15 protein-coding genes and 1 pseudogene are annotated in these 14,167 nt (G+C 71.5%); 5 read left to right on the top strand and 11 right to left on the bottom strand.

Going from position 1 to position 14,167, the window contains the following annotated elements; all coding sequences use genetic code 11:
- Positions 1-215: 215 nt before the first annotated feature.
- Positions 216-992: an alpha/beta hydrolase gene (locus ABZ904_RS43755; RefSeq protein ID WP_360998059.1), complete on the bottom strand. Its 777-nt coding sequence runs from the start codon at positions 990-992 to the stop codon at positions 216-218.
- A 113-nt stretch (positions 993-1,105) separates the two neighbouring features.
- On the opposite strand from ABZ904_RS43755, the gene ABZ904_RS43750 reads away from it, so the two are divergent.
- Positions 1,106-2,260: an adenosine deaminase gene (locus ABZ904_RS43750; RefSeq protein WP_359393735.1), complete on the top strand. Its 1,155-nt coding sequence runs from the start codon at positions 1,106-1,108 to the stop codon at positions 2,258-2,260.
- A 129-nt stretch (positions 2,261-2,389) separates the two neighbouring features.
- Positions 2,390-2,749, top strand: a complete 360-nt coding sequence (locus ABZ904_RS43745) for an ATP-binding protein (protein WP_359393733.1) — start codon at positions 2,390-2,392, stop codon at positions 2,747-2,749.
- A gap of 78 nt (positions 2,750-2,827) precedes the next feature.
- On the opposite strand, the gene ABZ904_RS43740 is transcribed toward ABZ904_RS43745, so the two are convergent.
- From ABZ904_RS43740 to afsQ1, 5 genes are all read right to left on the bottom strand, one after another.
- The gene (locus tag ABZ904_RS43740; protein WP_359393920.1) at positions 2,828-3,034 is read right to left on the bottom strand and encodes a PspC domain-containing protein; all 207 of its coding nucleotides are present in this window, start codon (positions 3,032-3,034) and stop codon (positions 2,828-2,830) included.
- Between the two features lie 163 nt (positions 3,035-3,197).
- Positions 3,198-3,749 (bottom strand): VanZ family protein, encoded by a 552-nt coding sequence (locus tag ABZ904_RS43735; protein WP_361829691.1) that lies wholly within the window; start codon positions 3,747-3,749, stop codon positions 3,198-3,200.
- A gap of 461 nt (positions 3,750-4,210) precedes the next feature.
- Entirely contained in the window at positions 4,211-4,825 is a 615-nt protein-coding gene (locus ABZ904_RS43730; protein WP_361829689.1) for a hypothetical protein, read from the bottom strand.
- Entirely contained in the window at positions 4,822-6,387 is a 1,566-nt protein-coding gene (locus tag ABZ904_RS43725) for a HAMP domain-containing sensor histidine kinase (RefSeq protein ID WP_359393726.1), read from the bottom strand. Before ABZ904_RS43725 ends, ABZ904_RS43730 begins: the two co-directional genes overlap by 4 nt.
- On the bottom strand, positions 6,384-7,061 hold the full coding sequence (gene afsQ1 / locus ABZ904_RS43720) for a two-component system response regulator AfsQ1 (protein ID WP_329505869.1): 678 nt from the start codon (positions 7,059-7,061) through the stop codon (positions 6,384-6,386). Before afsQ1 ends, ABZ904_RS43725 begins: the two co-directional genes overlap by 4 nt.
- A gap of 287 nt (positions 7,062-7,348) precedes the next feature.
- Between afsQ1 and ABZ904_RS43715 the strand changes: the two genes are divergently transcribed.
- Positions 7,349-8,110, top strand: coding sequence for a SigE family RNA polymerase sigma factor (locus ABZ904_RS43715; protein WP_359393724.1), 762 nt, complete (start codon positions 7,349-7,351; stop codon positions 8,108-8,110).
- Between the two features lie 230 nt (positions 8,111-8,340).
- Here the strand turns inward: ABZ904_RS43715 and ABZ904_RS43710 are convergent, their stop codons facing one another.
- On the bottom strand, positions 8,341-8,985 hold the full coding sequence (locus tag ABZ904_RS43710) for a uridine kinase (RefSeq protein WP_359393722.1): 645 nt from the start codon (positions 8,983-8,985) through the stop codon (positions 8,341-8,343).
- A 128-nt stretch (positions 8,986-9,113) separates the two neighbouring features.
- On the opposite strand from ABZ904_RS43710, the gene ABZ904_RS43705 reads away from it, so the two are divergent.
- The gene (locus tag ABZ904_RS43705; protein WP_361001891.1) at positions 9,114-9,515 is read left to right on the top strand and encodes a hypothetical protein; all 402 of its coding nucleotides are present in this window, start codon (positions 9,114-9,116) and stop codon (positions 9,513-9,515) included.
- An 84-nt stretch (positions 9,516-9,599) separates the two neighbouring features.
- On the opposite strand, the gene ABZ904_RS43700 is transcribed toward ABZ904_RS43705, so the two are convergent.
- The 3 genes from ABZ904_RS43700 to deoC are packed head-to-tail and all read right to left on the bottom strand — an operon-like array spanning position 9,600 to position 12,924.
- Complete coding sequence (locus ABZ904_RS43700) at positions 9,600-10,505, bottom strand: aldehyde dehydrogenase family protein (protein ID WP_359393720.1); 906 nt, start codon at positions 10,503-10,505, stop codon at positions 9,600-9,602.
- The gene (locus ABZ904_RS43695) at positions 10,498-11,928 is read right to left on the bottom strand and encodes an aldehyde dehydrogenase family protein (RefSeq protein ID WP_359393717.1); all 1,431 of its coding nucleotides are present in this window, start codon (positions 11,926-11,928) and stop codon (positions 10,498-10,500) included. The genes ABZ904_RS43700 and ABZ904_RS43695 overlap by 8 nt, the downstream gene beginning before the upstream one ends.
- A 6-nt stretch (positions 11,929-11,934) precedes the next feature.
- Complete coding sequence (deoC, locus tag ABZ904_RS43690; RefSeq protein WP_359393916.1) at positions 11,935-12,924, bottom strand: deoxyribose-phosphate aldolase; 990 nt, start codon at positions 12,922-12,924, stop codon at positions 11,935-11,937.
- 147 nt (positions 12,925-13,071) lie between these two features.
- On the opposite strand from deoC, the gene ABZ904_RS43685 reads away from it, so the two are divergent.
- Positions 13,072-13,746: a PH domain-containing protein gene (locus ABZ904_RS43685; RefSeq protein WP_359393715.1), complete on the top strand. Its 675-nt coding sequence runs from the start codon at positions 13,072-13,074 to the stop codon at positions 13,744-13,746.
- Between the two features lie 327 nt (positions 13,747-14,073).
- Here ABZ904_RS43685 and ABZ904_RS43680 read toward each other — a convergent pair.
- Positions 14,074-14,167 (bottom strand): annotated as a pseudogene (locus ABZ904_RS43680) (sulfurtransferase FdhD); the annotation flags it as partial.

The raw sequence follows: 14,167 nt of genomic DNA, 5'->3' as shown, positions 1-14,167 counted from the left end.
CGCGGTGCGGCGACGGCCTCTGGTGCCGTCGCCCTTGCGCGTGGCCCCGTGCGGTGGCGCCGGGCGCGTCGGGACCCGTGCCGGTGCGGACGGTCGCTCCTGGCGGGATTCCGGGGGCCGGTGCGGCGACGGCCTCTGGTGCCGTCGCCCTTGCGCGTGGCCCCGTGCGGTGGCGCCGGGCGCGTCGGGACCCGTGCCGGTGCGGACGGTCGCCCCTAGCGGGATTCCGGGGGCCGGCGCAGCGACCGTCCGAACCCCGCCGCGAGCGGCATCCGCAACCCCAGCGGCGGTGGAGCGGCCAGCGCGTCCTGCACCGGCCGGGAGAAGGCCCGTCCGAACAGCGTGCCCATCACGAAGTCCTCGGCCAGAGCGTGCACTTCGGACCGGTACTGGTGCAACGCGTGGCCGTCGGAGTGCACTTCGAAACGACAGATGTCGCGGTTCGCCTTCTTCGCCCGCTCCGCCAGCCGGAAGGACAGCTCCGGGTCCGTGCGTTCGTCGTTCGTGCCGTGCACGATCAGCACCTGCCGGCCGGCCAGCTGCTTCACCGGTTCGGGTGAGGCCGCCATGTCGTCCTCGGGCAGCCAAGGGGCCAGTGCCAGTACGGAGTTGACGGCCGAGTGCCCGGCCGCGTGCAGCGCCGCCCGGCCGCCCATGCCGACGCCGACCAGGCAGACCGGCACGTCGCCGTAGCGGCGTACGACCTCGTCGGCGGCCCAGACGGCGTCCTGTGCCAGATGTGCCTCGCTGCCGTTCCAGCCTCGGTAGCGGTAGTGCACCGCATGGCTGACCAGGCCTTCACCGTGGCCGGCCCGTGCCAGTCGGCGGCCGAGCGCGCGCACGTGGGCGGCGGCCATCAGGAGGGACGGTCTGCGGGCGGAGACCTCGTCGCCGCCGGGGAGCAGCAGTACCGCGCCGCTCACCGCTGTCGGCTCCGGGCCGAGCGCCCTCCCCAGCCGGGCCCTGCGAACCGGCGTCGCTTGATGTGCCATGACAGAACAGTGTCAGAAGCGACGGTGTACGAAACCCGTATCGCCGGTCACCTTTGGGTATCGACGCCCTGCCGTCCGTCCAGTTCTACGCGCGTAGGGGCTATGGTGCGGAAATGACGAGCCAGCACCAGAACACCCCGACCGGGGACCAGATCCGCCGGGCTCCCAAGGTCCTGCTGCACGACCATCTCGACGGGGGCCTGCGTCCCGGCACGATCGTCGATCTGGCCCTCGACACCGGCTACGCCCACCTCCCCGAGACGGACCCGGCCAAACTCGGCATCTGGTTCCGCGAGGCCGCCGACTCCGGGTCCCTGGAGCGGTACCTGGAGACCTTCTCGCACACCGTCGCGGTGATGCAGACCCGCGAGGCGCTCGTGCGCGTGGCCGCCGAGTGCGCCGAGGACCTCGCCGCGGACGGGGTCGTCTACGCCGAGGTGCGGTACGCCCCCGAGCAGCACCTGGAGGGCGGGCTCAGTCTCGAAGAGGTCGTCGAGGCCGTCAACGAGGGCTTCCGGGAGGGCGAGCGACGGGCCAGGGCGAACGGCCACCGTATCCGGGTCGGCGCGCTCCTCACCGCCATGCGGCACGCGGCCCGCGCCCTGGAGATCGCCGAACTGGCCAACCGCTACCGGGACCTCGGGGTGGTCGGCTTCGACATCGCCGGTGCCGAGGCGGGTTACCCGCCCACCCGGCACCTCGACGCCTTCGAATACCTCAAGCGCGAGAACAACCACTTCACCATCCACGCCGGCGAGGCCTTCGGGCTGCCGTCCATCTGGCAGGCACTGCAGTGGTGCGGTGCCGACCGGCTCGGGCACGGGGTGCGCATCATCGACGACATCCAGGTGCTCGAGGACGGCTCGGTGAAGCTCGGCCGCCTCGCCTCCTACGTACGCGACAAGCGCATCCCGCTGGAGCTCTGCCCCAGTTCGAACCTGCAGACCGGCGCCGCCGACTCCTACGCCGACCACCCCATCGGGCTGCTGCGGCGGCTGCACTTCCGGGCCACGGTGAACACGGACAATCGGCTGATGTCGGGGACGAGCATGAGCCGGGAATTCGACCACCTGGTCGAGGCATTCGGTTATACGCTCGATGATCTTCAATGGTTCTCGGTCAATGCTATGAAGTCAGCATTCATTCCTTTCGATGAACGACTGGCGATGATCAATGACGTCATCAAGCCGGGCTACGCCGAATTGAAGTCCGAATGGCTGTTCCAGCAGACCGCCTCCACCAGCGGTTCCGCGCCGTCGGAGAGCTGACGTATTCGTTTGCGGAGCGGCCGGGAGCCGAGGTCCCGGCCGCTTTTGCATGTTTGCGGACCCGTGATGCGCGTGTTTACGGTTTTGGACCGCTCAGATCCCCGTCATCGGACGAAGGACGCATTCATCATGAAGCAGTCTGCTGCCAAGACCCTCGGTGTCGCCGCGCTCGGTGCCGCCTTCGCCGCCGCGGGCGCGGGTGTGGCGAGCGCAGCCCCCGCCGCCCCCGCCGTGCCGAACGTCGCCGGACTGGACACCGTCACCCAGGCGCTGCCGGTGGGCGACCTCAGCGGAATCGTGCCGGGCACGGGTGAGGCCCTCGGCCAGGGTCAGAATGCGCTCGGCGGCGCGGTGGCCGCCGCCCAGCCGGTCGCCCACAAGGTCGTCGCCGACGGTCCGGCCGCGCCGGTCGCCGGGCTGCTCGGCGGTCTTCCGGTCAAGGGACTGCCCACGCACGGTCTGCCGGTGAACGGGATCCCGCTCGGCTGAAGCCGCCCGCCCGCAGTACGCCGATGGGGCGCCCCGGTTCCGGGGCGCCCCATCGGCGCGTCGCTGCCTGGACCGGTGTCACCAGGCCGGGTGCGTGCCCGACTTCTCCTCCGAGGGGAACAGGATCCACAGCGCTATGTAGAGCAGGAACTGGGGGCCGGGGAGCAGGCACGAGAGCAGGAAGACCACGCGCATCGTGGTCGCGGAGGTGCCGAAGCGCCGCGCCAGAGCTGCGCACACTCCGCCGATCATCCGTCCGTCCGTGGGGCGTGCAAGGGTGGTCATGGTGGCTCCTTCGCGAACCGTGGCCGTGAGTCCGGTCCCGGCGGTTGCCGGGACGCCCGGTCGGCGTCGGGCTCCGGCCGTGTCGCTGTTCTCGGCGGTGGCGAAGTCCTCGGCGTTTTCGACGTGTTCCACGCTACGAGGATGAAAGGGGCGAAGCGTCGCTCTACGGGGCTATTCCGACCCTGGGAATCGTCGGGGTCCGCCCCTGAGCCGGCTCCTCCCGGGGGAGGGCCGCCCGGCGCCGGTGCTCGACCCGGCGGCGGAGCCGGTACCGGGCCGCGGGCACGACCAGCAGATGGGCCAGGGCCACGCCGACCGTGCTGAGCAGGATCGCGTCGATGTCGGGGACCTGCCCCGGCACCCCGGTCTGCAGCAGTTCGATGCCGAGTGAGATCAGGGTGCCCGCGGCGACCGTACGGGCCAGCGAGGCGAGCGGCGACACATGGAGCCGGCCGCCCGCCATGGGCAGCAGCACCCCGAGCGGAGCGAGCAGCGCGAGCCCCTTGCCGATGCTGCGGACTGCCTCCGGCCCGCCCAGTGCGAGATCGGCCCTGATACTGGCGAACGGATGCAGGTTGGCGGGCCGCACCCAGGGCACGTCCAGGGGGCGCAGCGTGATCCAGGCGACGAACGCGAGGTGTGCGACGAGGAGGAGACCCCCTGCCACACGGATGTTGATCGCGGCGCTGCCGCCGGTTGAGCCTTGACGCTGCACGCCCCCCTAGACGCGGGGTGCGGCACTTCCGGTTCCGGCATTCACCGCGACGTGTGAACGGTTCCCTCCTGCGCCGGGCAGGGAGCACCCGGATGCGGTGCCGGGCAGGCACCGGGCCAAGGCGGGGCGGGGTGGCTCAGGCCGGTCCGGCGCCGGCCAGGACGGAGTGGGATGGTTCAGGCCGGTCTGTCACCGGGCCAGTGCGGGGTGAGGCGGTTCAGGCCGGTCCGACGCCGGGCCAGTGCGGGGTGAGGCGGTTCAGGCCGGTCCGACGCCGGGCCAGTGCGGGGTGAGGCGGTTCAGGCCGGTCCGACACCGGGCCAGTGCGGGATGAGGCGGCTCAGGCCGGTCCCGCGCCGGGCCAGGTTCGGATGAGGCGGCTCAGGCCGGTCCCGCGCCGGGCCAGGTTCGGATGAGGCGGCTCAGGCTGGCCCGGTGCCGGCCCAGGCGGGACGAGGCGGTCAGGACGGGGTGACGTCGCTGGACGGCGGTTCCTCGCTGCCCGGACGGGAACGTACCTCGGGCGTGCACGAGTAGCGGCGCAGCGGCAGGACGTCCGGCCCGCCGAGCACGACCGTCCCGTCGTCGGCGGCGGTCGCCTCTGAGTCGGCGAACGTGCAGACGATCTGCGCGAGGGCGTACGGGGTGAGGTCCTGCACCCGCACGCTGAGCCGGAACGTGTTCTCCGGGTCCCTGTCGCGCGCCCCGGTGACCTTGATGCCCGCGGCCACATCCGTGGTGTAGCCCGCCTGCTTCTCCGCGGCGGACGGCCTGGCGGCGAGCTGGCCGAGCAGGCCCTGGGCCACCAGCACCCGGCGCTCGGCCTCCGCCGTGCCGTCGGGTATCCGCACGGAACGGTCCACCGTCACCAGCTGCGAGGCGCACAGCAGGAAGACCTGCACGGGTATGCCACGACCCGCCTGCGCGGACAGGTCCGCACCGGAGAGGGCACAGGGCACGCGGGACGGGGCCGGGCCGAAGTCCGTCGGCACCTGCGTGGAGCGGATGCCGCAGCCGGTCAGCAGCGTGGCCAGCAGCGGAACGGCGAGCCAGGGGCGTGCGCCAAATCTTCTCATCGGGCGTTCCCCTTCCTGCCCTTTCCGTTCCCGTTCTCCTCCTCGATCAGCGGCGACGTGTCCCGGGGCAGGCGCAACGTGAACACCGCCCCGCCGTCGGGGGAGTTGGCGGCGGTGATCTCGCCACCGTGGATGTGCGCGTTCTCCAGCGCGATGGACAGACCCAGGCCGCTGCCCTCGGAGCGCGGACGTGAGGCGCTCGCCTTGTAGAAGCGGTCGAAGACATGCGGCAGGACGTCCTCGGGGATGCCGGGACCGTGGTCCCGCACATCGATGACGAGCTCCTCGTCCTCCTCGCGGACCGAGACCCGCACCGGCGATCCGCCGTGCTTGAGCGCGTTGCCGATCAGGTTCGCCAGGATCACATCCAGGCGACGCGGATCGACGCGGGCCATGATGCCCCGCTCCGCGTCCAGCTCGACGGCGTCCAGCCAGGCGCGCGCGTCGATGCACGCGGTGATCTGATCGGCGATGTCCACGTTGTCCACCACCAGCCGGGCCGTGCCCGCGTCGAAGCGGGTGACCTCCATCAGGTTCTCGACGAGGTCGTTCAGCCGCCGGGTCTCGCTGACCACGAGCCGTACCGCGGGCTCGATCATCGGGTCGATGCCGCCCGTCTCGGCGTCCAGCTCCTCCTCCAGGACCTCGGTGACGGCCGTGATCGCGGTGAGGGGGGTGCGCAGTTCGTGGGACATGTCGGCGACGAAGCGGCGGGAGGCCTCGTCGCGGGAGCTCATGTCCGCGACCGTCTTCTCCAGGGACTCGGCGGCGCGGTTGAACGTCCGGGACAGTTCGGCCAGTTCGTCGGTGCCGGAGACGCGCAGCCGGGTGTCCAGCTTGCCCTCGCCGAGGCGCCGGGCGGCGATGCCGAGGCGGTGCACCGGCTTCAGCACGGTCGTCGCGGCGGCCTGCGCGAGCAGCGCCGAGCCGATCAGCGCGAGGCCGGTGGCGATGCCGAGGGACCAGGCCAGCGAGTTGAGGTCCTTGGCCTCCGGCTCCAGGGACTTGAGCATGTAGCCGGTCGGGCCGCCGCCGATCACCTTCGCGCCGCCCACCAGATAGGGCTTGCCGCCGTCGACGATCCGCTGCCAGTACAGGTGGTAGGCGTACTTGTTGGTGGACGACACCGCCTGCTGCTTGTTCACCGCCTTCTGCAGCGACGCGGGCACGTCCTCCAGGGTGAAGGTGTCCAGGTCGGAGTTGCCGACGACGGTCCGGCCCCGTTCGTCCGTGGCGACCAGGAGCACGCTGAAGCGCTGGCTGCTGTTCGCCATCTGCCCGGCGGTGTACTGGAGTTCGTCCTGTGTCGGGTGCACCGGGAGCGAGCCGGCGCGGTTCTGCATCTCCTGCTGGAAGTCGCGCAGCACCGCGTCCTGGGTGCGGGTGAGGACGGCCTCGCGGTTGAGCCAGTACGCGATGCCGGACGCCGACACGGCGGCGGTGAGCGCGACCAGCCCGAAGACGACGACGAGGCGCAGTCTGAGGCTGGTGAAGCGAAGTCGTGACACTGCGGTCCTGCGTTCCGCGGCCCAGCCGCGGAGTCCCCCGTGCGGATCGGTCACTGAGGAGCGTCCAGCCGGTACCCGACGCCGCGGACCGTACGGATCAGCGTGGGGGAGGACGGGACGTCCTCGACCTTGGCGCGCAGCCGCTGCACGCACGCGTCGACGAGGCGTGAGTCGCCCAGGTAGTCGTGCTCCCACACCAGCCGCAGCAACTGCTGCCGGGACAGCGCCTGCCCGGGCCGCCGGCTCAGCTCCAGGAGCAGTCGCAGCTCGGTCGGGGTGAGCTGGAGGTCCTCGCCGTTCTTGGTCACCGTCATCGCCGACCGGTCGATGACGAGGTTGCCGAACGTCGCCGAGTCGCTGGCCTCCCGCTCGCCGCGCCGCAGCACGGCCCGGATCCGGGCGTCCAGGACCCGCCCCTGCACGGGCTTGACCACGTAGTCGTCGGCGCCGGACTCCAGGCCGACCACGACGTCGATGTCGTCGCTGCGTGCGGTGAGCAGGATGATCGGCAGCTGGTCGGTGCGCCGGATGCGCCGGCACACCTCGAACCCGTCGATGCCGGGCAGCATCACGTCCAGGACGATCAGATCCGGCCGCTGCTCGCGCAGCAGCTTCAGACCGTCCTCGCCGGTGGCAGCGGTGGCCACACGGTGTCCCTGGCGCGTCAAAGAGAGCTCCAGGGCCGTCCGGATGGCGTCGTCGTCCTCGATCAGCAACAGGGAAGGCACGGGTGTCATTCTGGCCCATGCCCCGGCCGTCTTTCGACCTCCTGCCAACTTCGGCAGCGGCAGGCCCCGCCACCTGCGTTCCAGCGCCGTTCGAGGCGTCGCCCGGCGGTGCGGCCACGTGGTCATACCACTCTCGTCCGTGCCGGCGCCGCGACGCGGCCGCGGTCAGCCCCTGTGACAGGTCTGTGACAGTCGACGGACACGGCCATGAAGTGGCCCGGGCAAGCTTTTCGGCACAGGCAAGGAAGCAAGACAGAACACCGGAAGTCCACGACGGGGGGCACGAGATGAACACGCTGCACGGCACTGTTCCCAGCGCAGTGGTCACGCGCCTGCACGATGTGACCCGGGGTTCCGAGAAGTCCGGGGCGGTGAGCGGGCGGGGGTGCGCTCGCGGCACCGGGCGTGCGTACACCGTGGCCGCACAGCCGGGGCACCAGCCCTACATGGCGGTGGTCGACGCACAGACGGGGGAGGCTCACGGGGGAGCCGCGTACGGGGAGGCCTCGGGGGAGCGTCGTTCGGCGGCGGAAGCGGAGTTCACCGCCTACGTCGAGGAGCGCCGCGCCTCCCTGTACGCAACCGCGTACCACCTGACCGGCGACCGCTTCGAGGCCGAGGACCTGCTGCAGAGCGCGCTGTTCTCGACCTACAGGGCCTGGGACCGGATCAGCGACAAGGCCGCCGTGGGCGGCTACCTGCGGCGGACGATGACGAACCTGCACATCAGCGCGTGGCGCCGGCGCAAGCTGAACGAGTACCCGACCGAGGAGCTGCCGGAGACCGCCGGCGACACGGACGCGATGCGCGGCACCGAACTGCGCGCCGTCCTGTGGCAGGCGCTGGCCCGGCTGCCCGAGCTCCAGCGCACCATGCTGGTCCTGCGCTACTACGAGGGCCGCACGGACCCGGAGATCGCGGAGATCCTCGACATCAGCGTCGGCACGGTGAAGTCCAGCATCTGGCGGTCGCTCCGCCGGCTGCGCGAGGACGAGGTCCTCAGCTTCGGCCGTGACGAGGAGGAGTCCTTCGGCGAGCTCGTCGCCTGAGGGATCGGGGGAAACACGGGGGAGCGGTTCCGGCATCTCGGGGGAGCCGACGGGACCGCTGGGGGATCACGGGGAAGCACCACCACGGGGGAACACGGGGGAGCAGGAGAAGCGGGACTGGGGGGTCGGGGGTCCTTCCAGTCCCGCTTCTCCCTTTTTGCGCCTGAACCGTTTTTCGGCGCCTGAGTCGCCGCCGTCCTCGCGGAAGCGGCTGCCCGCCGTGTGGTTCCTCAGCCGATGGCCGCGGTGTTCAGCGCCGCCACACGCCGGCCCGCCGCCGCTGCCGCCAGTCGGCTCAGCGCCTCGTCCCGGTCGCAGGCGTGTGCGCCGAGCGCGCTCTGGCGGGCGACGATCGACCGCTCGGCGCGCATCAGCCGCCAGCCGCGGCGCAGCAGGAACGGGACCGACTTGCGGCCCTCCTTGAGGTCGCGCGCGAAGCGGCGGCGGAACGTGGCGAAGGGACCGCGGGTCAGGCACAGCGCGTCGGCCAGGAGGCCGAGTTCGTGGCAGCGCTGCACGACCTCGGCGGCGAAGATGCCCTCCGCGACGAAGACCGGCGTACGGCCGATGCTCAGCGTCTCCTCGCCGGTCCGCGCGCTGAGCGAGATGCCGTACACCGGCACCGTCGTACGGCCGGTGGCGCACAGTTCGGCGATGGCCGCGACCGCGACGTCCGCGTCCCATGAGTCCGGGTGGTCCCAGTCGATGTCCGAACTCCCCTCCACCAGTGGGAGGGTGGGGTCGTCGCCCTCCTTGTAGAAGTCGTCGAGCCGCAGCACGGGCAGACCGGAGAGCGCGGCGACAAGGGACTTGCCGGAGCCGGAGGGGCCGCAGAGCAGCACGACGCGGGCGGGGACCGGTGGGTGGACACTCATGGGACACCAGTCTGACGCATCGCGGACACCGCGCCGACCCCGCGGGTCGGCGTTGGAGCGCACATCACACCTCAACTACCCTGTGTGCCGACATGATTACCCTGAGCATGGAGAAGGTGGCAGCAGCCATGGCACGACACGCCTCGCCCAAGAACCCCACCGCTCGGCGGGTCCTGGTCGCCCTCGCGACCACGGGTGCCGCACTGGGGGCGGGCGCGGCTACGGCATCGGCGGACACCGGACCGGTCCTGGACGTGATGCGCACCCGGCCCGCGTCGCTCGGTCACGCCGACCCACAGGCAGCGCTGCCGGCCCTGACGGGGGCGGTGGGATACGCCACCGGTCCCCTCGCGGGCCTCAAGCCCAACCCGCTGGCCGGTACGGGCGTCGACCCGCTCGACAACGGAGTCGGCACCCAGGTGGCCGACTTCAAGCCGCTGTCCTCGCAGGCCCTGACCCGGCCGGTGGCCCAGGCGCAGTCGCTCGGCAGCATCCCGGTGTTCGGGCAGGTGCTCGGGGCGGTGCACTGAGCACCTGTCCGACCGGCGCCGGAGCGGCACAGAGCCGCGCTTCCCCTGGACGGCGGGGAAGCGCGGCTCTGCCGCTTTTGGGTGTCAGTAGGACGAGCCGGACGTGCCCAGTGCCCCGGTCGGGTGCCAGACGGTCTTGGTCTCCAGGAAGGCCGTCATGCGGTCGGTCCCCGGAGTCGCCGCGTAATCCACAGGCTGTGGACGAAGGACCCGCTTGAGGTTGTCCGCCGCCGCGATCTCCAGTTCCTTCGCCAGGACGTCGTCGGCGCCGGCCAGGTCGATCGCGTTGACGTCCTGGTGCGCGGCCAGCGGGGCCGCGATCTCCGCCGTGCGGCCGGAGAGGACGTTGACGACCCCGCCCGGCAGATCGGACGTGGCCAGGACCTCGCCGAGGGAGAGCGCCGGGAGCGGGGACTTCTCGCTCGCGACGACGACCGCCGTGTTGCCGGTCGCGATCACCGGGGCGACCACCGAGACGAGACCCAGGAAGGACGACTCCTGGGGGGCGAGGACCGCGACCACACCGGTCGGCTCCGGGGAGGAGAGGTTGAAGAACGGGCCCGCCACCGGGTTCCCACCGCCGACCACCTGGGCGATCTTGTCGGTCCAGCCCGCGTACCAGACCCAGCGGTCGATCGCCGCGTCGACGACGGCGGCCGCCTTGGACTTCGACAGGCCCTCCGCGTCGGCCACCTCGCGCACGAACTGCTCGCGGCGGCCCTCCAGCATCTCGGCGATGCGGTAGAGGATCTGGCCGCGGTTGTACGCGGTCGCACCCGACCAGGCGCCGAACGCCTTGCGCGCGGCCACGACCGCGTCACGGGCGTCCTTGCGGGAGGAGAGCGGGGCGTTGGCCAGCCAGCTGCTCTTGGAGTCGGTCACCTCGTACACCCGGCCGCTCTCGGAACGCGGGAACTTCCCGCCGATGTACAGCTTGTAGGTCTTGAAGACGCCGAGCCGCTGCTCGGTCTTCTCGGACTTCTCAGACATCGAGGTACGCCTCCAGGCCGTGGCGGCCGCCCTCGCGGCCGAAGCCCGACTCCTTGTAGCCGCCGAACGGCGAGGTCGGGTCGAACTTGTTGAACGTGTTGGACCAGACGACACCGGCGCGCAGCTTGTTCGCGACGGCCAGGATCCGGGAACCCTTCTCCGTCCAGATGCCGGCGGACAGCCCGTACGGGGTGTTGTTCGCCTTGGCGACCGCCTCGTCGGGCGTACGGAAGGTCAGGACGGACAGCACTGGGCCGAAGATCTCGTCGCGGGCGACGGTGTGCGCCTGGGTGACGTTGGTGAACAGCGTCGGGGCGAACCAGTAGCCGGACGCGGGGAGTTCGCAGGCGGGGGACCAGCGCTCGGCGCCCTCCGCCTCGCCCTGCTCGGCGAGCGCGGTGATCCGGGCCAGCTGCTCGGCGGAGTTGATCGCGCCGATGTCGGTGTTCTTGTCGAGCGGGTCGCCGAGACGGAGGGTCGAGAGCCTTCGCTTCAGGGACTCCAGCAGCTCGTCCTGGATCGACTCCTGCACGAGGAGGCGGGAGCCCGCGCAGCAGACCTGGCCCTGGTTGAAGAAGATGCCGTTCACGATGCCCTCGACGGCCTGGTCCAGGGGCGCGTCGTCGAAGACGATGTTGGCGCCCTTGCCGCCCAGTTCGAGGGTGAGCTTCTTCTTCGTGCCCGCGACCGTGCGCGCGATCTCCTTGCCGACCGCCGTGGAGCCGGTGAAGGCGACCTTGTTCACGTCCGGGTGCGCGACCAGCGCGGCGCCCGCGTCGCCGTATCCCGGCAGGATGTTGACGACGCCCTTGGGCAGCCCCGCCTGGCGGCAGACGTCCGCGAAGAACAGCGCCGACAGGGGAGTGGTCTCCGCGGGCTTCAGGACGACCGTGTTGCCGGTCGCGAGCGCCGGGGCGATCTTCCACGCCAGCATCAGCAGCGGGAAGTTCCACGGGATGACCTGACCCGCGACGCCCAGCGGGGTCGGGTCGGAGCCGAAGCCCGCGTGGCCGAGCTTGTCGGCCCAGCCGGCGTAGTAGAAGAAGTGCGCGGCGACCAGGGGGAGGTCGGCGTCGCGCGTCTCCTTGATCGGCTTGCCGTTGTCCAGCGTCTCCAGGACCGCCAGCTCACGGCTGCGCTCCTGGATGATGCGGGCGATGCGGAACAGGTACTTGGCGCGCTCGGAGCCGGGCAGCGCCGACCACTTCTCGAACGCCCTGCGGGCGGCCTTCACGGCGCGGTCCACGTCCGCCTCGCCGGCCTGGGCGACCTCGGAGAGGACCTCCTCGGTGGACGGGCTGACCGTCTTGAAGACCTTGCCGTCGGCCGCTTCCGCGAACTCGCCGTCGATGAACAGGCCGTACGAGGGCGCGATGTCGACGATCGCGCGGGACTCGGGTGCGGGTGCGTATTCGAAAGCCATGGGGGATCAGTCCACCGTCACGTAGTCGGGACCGGAGTAGCGGCCGGTGGCCAGCTTCTGGCGCTGCATCAGCAGATCGTTCAGGAGCGAGGAGGCGCCGAAGCGGAACCAGTGGTTGTCCAGCCAGTCCTCGCCGGCGGTCTCGTTGACCAGGACCAGGAACTTGACGGCGTCCTTCGAGGTGCGGATGCCGCCGGCCGGCTTCACACCGACCTGGACGCCGGTCTGCGCACGGAAGTCGCGCACGGCCTCCAGCATGAGGAGGGTGTTCGCGGGGGTGGCGTTCACCGCCACCTTGCCCGTCGACGTCTTGATGAAGTCGGCCCCGGCCAGCATGCCGAGCCAGCTCGCCCGCCGGATGTTGTCGTACGTCGACAGCTCGCCGGTCTCGAAGATGACCTTCAGCCGGGCGGACGTGCCGCAGGCCTCCTTCACGGCGACGATCTCGTCGTACACCTTCATGTACCGGCCGGCGAGGAACGCGCCGCGGTCGATGACCATGTCGATCTCGTCCGCGCCAGCGGTAACGGCCTCGCGCACGTCGGCGAGCTTCACCTCGAGCGCGACGCGGCCCGCCGGGAAGGCGGTGGCGACGGAGGCGACCTTCACGCCGGAGCCGGCGACGGCCTCCTTGGCGACGGCCACCATGTCGGGGTAGACGCAGACTGCCGCCGTCGTGGGGGTCGTACGGTCCGTCGGGTCGGGGCGGACCGCCTTGGCGCCGAGCGCCCGGACCTTGCCCGGGGTGTCCGCGCCTTCCAGCGTCGTCAGGTCGACCATCGAGATGGCCAGGTCGATGGCGTACGCCTTCGCGGTGGTCTTGATGGAGCGGGTGCCGAGCGAGGCGGCGCGCGCCTCCAGGCCGACCGCGTCGACGCCGGGCAGTCCATGGAGGAAGCGGCGCAGCGTACTGTCGGACGCGGTGACGTCCGCGAGAGCGGTGGGGGTACCAGCCTGCTCGCGCGGAGTCGAGAGCTTGGGTGCAGAGGTGGACATGGTCACCAGCCGAGCATATCTACGCGCGTAGCGGCTGTACAGCCCCCGAACACTTCCGATGCGGTCCGAGGGCCGTGGCGTACCACACGGACCACGACCGAGGACCGGCTACGGAGCCGGAGGCGCCCGTCGTGCAGAATCGGTCTCATGACGACCCCGGATCACCAGCCGCCCGCGCCGGACCCCTCGGCACCCGAGTCCCCGGACCGGGTCCACCGGTCGCCCGCCGGTATCGCGGCCGGCGTGCTGCTGCTCGCCATCGTGCTGTGGCTCGGCATCGACGCTCTGGTCTCCGGGCACGGCCGTACGCCCTGGCTGGCGCTCGCCGCACTGCTCCTCGTGATCCCGATGGTCACCGCCTTCACTCTGCGCCCGGCCGTGTTCGCGAACAACGAGCGGCTGCGCATCCGCAACCCGTTCCGGGTGATCGTGCTGCCCTGGGGCTCGGTCGGCTCGCTGCGCTCCGGCTACTCGAACGAGGTCGTCGCCACGTCGGGCGACAAGTACCAGCTGTGGGCGCTTCCCGTCTCGCTGCGTGCGCGCAAGAAGGCGGCGCGGCAGACGGCGCGGCAGTCCGCCGGGGACCACCAGGGCACTGCGCCGGCCGGTCCGGCGAGGGGTGCTCGCAGTGGCTCCGCCGCCCCCACCGAGGTGTTCCGCGCCCAGGCCGACCGGACCATGGACGACCTGCGCGAACTGGCCGACACCCATGGGGCGTCCGAGCGGGCCCAGGGTGAGCCGAGTGTCCGCTGGGCGTACGAGGTGATGGGCCCGGCGGTGGCAGGCGCGATCCTGCTGGCGATCCTGCTGGCGATGGGCTGATCCTGCCGGAGGCGCTGCGCGGCGGGGCTGTCGGCCTTGTCCGGCTGCCGGGCGGAGGCCCGGCCTCTGCCCGGCCGCTTTGTGATCGCGCGCGCCCGTGGCTTCCGCCGCCCCGCATCGCCCATGCGCCGACAGAGCCCGGCGTCCGGCCCCGGGCTGACCGCTGTGGGGCCGCGTGCTCCGTAACCGCGTTGTTCACCCCCACTTCGCCTCGCGGAGTGGGCTAGGCGCCCCGGTGTCGCCGTCGGCTGGCTAGCGTCGGGGCGCAATCGGAGCCGATCACTCAAGCCCCGTGCGCCCGAACTCCCGCTCGGCACCGCGCCACGGCGCCAGTTCGAAGGAGGCCCGGCCCGAGACCAGGAGGACGGCGCGGGACAGCGGCAGGTCCACGTTCTGCAGGGCGCGGCCGAACAGTTTGTCG

The organism is Streptomyces sp. NPDC046900 (assembly GCF_040644975.1).
Taxonomy (GTDB): domain Bacteria; phylum Actinomycetota; class Actinomycetes; order Streptomycetales; family Streptomycetaceae; genus Streptomyces.
This window is presented reverse-complemented; position numbering and strand designations above follow the sequence as displayed.

Excerpts from the sequence above, each read along its gene's own strand:
- ABZ904_RS43755 (WP_360998059.1), bottom strand. The coding sequence starts at position 992 with ATGGCACATCAAGCGACGCCGGTTCGCAGGGCCCGGCTGGGGAGGGCG.
- ABZ904_RS43750 (WP_359393735.1), top strand. The coding sequence starts at position 1,106 with ATGACGAGCCAGCACCAGAACACCCCGACCGGGGACCAGATCCGCCGG.
- ABZ904_RS43745 (WP_359393733.1), top strand. The coding sequence starts at position 2,390 with ATGAAGCAGTCTGCTGCCAAGACCCTCGGTGTCGCCGCGCTCGGTGCC.
- ABZ904_RS43740 (WP_359393920.1), bottom strand. The coding sequence starts at position 3,034 with ATGACCACCCTTGCACGCCCCACGGACGGACGGATGATCGGCGGAGTG.
- ABZ904_RS43730 (WP_361829689.1), bottom strand. The coding sequence starts at position 4,825 with ATGAGAAGATTTGGCGCACGCCCCTGGCTCGCCGTTCCGCTGCTGGCC.
- ABZ904_RS43715 (WP_359393724.1), top strand. The coding sequence starts at position 7,349 with ATGAACACGCTGCACGGCACTGTTCCCAGCGCAGTGGTCACGCGCCTG.
- ABZ904_RS43710 (WP_359393722.1), bottom strand. The coding sequence starts at position 8,985 with ATGAGTGTCCACCCACCGGTCCCCGCCCGCGTCGTGCTGCTCTGCGGC.
- ABZ904_RS43705 (WP_361001891.1), top strand. The coding sequence starts at position 9,114 with ATGGCACGACACGCCTCGCCCAAGAACCCCACCGCTCGGCGGGTCCTG.
- ABZ904_RS43700 (WP_359393720.1), bottom strand. The coding sequence starts at position 10,505 with ATGTCTGAGAAGTCCGAGAAGACCGAGCAGCGGCTCGGCGTCTTCAAG.
- ABZ904_RS43695 (WP_359393717.1), bottom strand. The coding sequence starts at position 11,928 with ATGGCTTTCGAATACGCACCCGCACCCGAGTCCCGCGCGATCGTCGAC.
- deoC (WP_359393916.1), bottom strand. The coding sequence starts at position 12,924 with ATGTCCACCTCTGCACCCAAGCTCTCGACTCCGCGCGAGCAGGCTGGT.
- ABZ904_RS43685 (WP_359393715.1), top strand. The coding sequence starts at position 13,072 with ATGACGACCCCGGATCACCAGCCGCCCGCGCCGGACCCCTCGGCACCC.